At 65.7% G+C, this 1,930-nt stretch carries 1 protein-coding gene; it reads left to right on the top strand.

What is annotated here, in order from left to right:
* Positions 1-29: 29 nt before the first annotated feature.
* A partial coding sequence (locus ACDA63_RS20080) for an autotransporter outer membrane beta-barrel domain-containing protein (RefSeq protein ID WP_373665081.1) occupies positions 30-1,930 on the top strand: 1,901 nt, incomplete at its 3' end.

Raw genomic sequence — 1,930 nt, 5'->3', positions numbered from 1 at the left:
ATAACAGCCGGTCGGCAACGGACCTGACCGTGACGCAAACCAGCGGAACCATCTCCGGCTTGCCATATGGCATCAGTGCCATGAACGACGGCACAGGGGCCACGACGGTAAACGTCGCAGGAGACGTCTCCGGAAACGTTGGCGTATTCGCCGGCAGCAACAATCGAGACGCCACGGACGTGACCGTGACGCAGAGCGGCGGCACCATCACTGGGCTCTCCTCCGGCGTATACGTGAATAACATAGGCACCGGCGCGACAGATATCCGCCTCGCAGGCGACGTCGTCGCCACGAATGGCCATGGCGTTATTGCTTCCATCTCCTCTCCTCTGTCCTCCCCCGCCGATCTGACGATCACGCAGAGTGGTGGCACGATCAGTGGTACCGATTCGGGCATCAATGCCTCCCGCGAAGACGCGGGTGCGACCCATATCACGGTGGCGGGAACGGTCATCGGCGATGCTGGCGCCGGCATTACGTCGAATGGCAGCACGGGATCATCCGTGGCGCTCACCCTGAGGAGTGGAGCCGACGTGTCCGCCGCCTCGGGAGTTGCCATCAGCGACACAGCCAGCGACGCGTCGGTCACGCTCGAGAGCGGCTCGAAAGTGGGTGGGTCGGTGCTACTGGGCGATGGCAACGACACGTTGACGATCATCGGCAACGCCGACATCGGAGGGACCTCGGCCATCCTGAATGGCGGTGACCTTTATGGCTACACAAACGACGTTCTCGGCAACCCGGACGCAGGCACCAACAAGCTGAACTTCGTTGGCACGACCCAGACGGTGACAGGCGCCAACCTGCTGAACTGGCAGACCGTCACGGTCGACGGCGCAGCGGTGACACTCGCCGATGGCACGCTGACGACGGGCACGGGGAGCAACCCGGATGGCTCGCTCCAAGGTCTGGTGATCACCAACGCCTCGACCGTCAAGAGTCCTGCCTCGTTGTCGGTCACGGGGGACGTGCTGGTCGACCTGGGCTCGACCCTGCAGCATGCGCAAGGGGGCACCATTGCGGGGGCCGTCACCAATGCAGGCACGATTGCCTGGGATTGGAGTAACGCCGGCCACAAGCTGACAATCGATGGCGACTACACGGGCAACAACGGCCTGCTCGTCATGAACACGCAACTGGGGGCGGATGATTCGCCGACCGATACGCTGGCGATCACCGGTGCGGTGACTGGCAGCACCCGCGTGGCGGTGAACAACGCGGGCGGCCTCGGGGCGATGACCACCGGCAATGGGATCGCGCTGATCGATGCGGCCAACGCCAGCACCGATGCCTTCACGCAGGAAGGCCGCATCTCGGCCGGCGCGTACAACTACACCTTGTACGCGGGCGGACGCGACGGCAGCTATGCCGGTGACTGGTACCTGCGCTCGACCTACGAGCCGGAGGAAGTCACACCCCCCTCCCCCGGCGAACCCGATCCGGGCGAAGTCACGCCGCCCACTCCGGGCGAGCCCGACCCCGGCGAAGTCACACCGCCCACGCCGGGCGAGCCGACGCCGGAACTGCCGAACTATCGCGATGAAGTCGCCGTGTCCACGGTCGTGCCCGCGCTGGCCAACCGCATGGGCCTGGCGATGCTGGGCACCTACCACGACCGCATCGGTGAAGGGGTTCCGGGTGCCGAGGGACGCACCAGTTGGGCGCGCACCTTTGGCGAGACCGGCAGCGCCGGACGCGGTGGCAACGACCCGCAAGAGCGCCTCTCCCACTTCGAGAAGGATGGCCCCTCGTACGACTTCAACCTCGCGGGTGTCCAGGTCGGCTCCGACGTGCTGCGCAAGAAGAACGACGTGGTGGGCGTCTACGGCGGCTTCGGTCGCATCGACGCTGATGTCGAAGGTGTCTACGGCGGGCGCGCCGGTTCGACCTCGATGGATGCGTACTCGCTGGGCGGCTACTGGACGCACCG

It is taken from the genome of Uliginosibacterium sp. sgz301328 (assembly GCF_041807905.1).
Classification (GTDB): Bacteria; Pseudomonadota; Gammaproteobacteria; order Burkholderiales; family Rhodocyclaceae; genus JBGVSA01.
The sequence above is the reverse complement of the archived record's forward strand: the minus strand, read 5'-3'. Positions and strand labels throughout refer to the sequence as shown.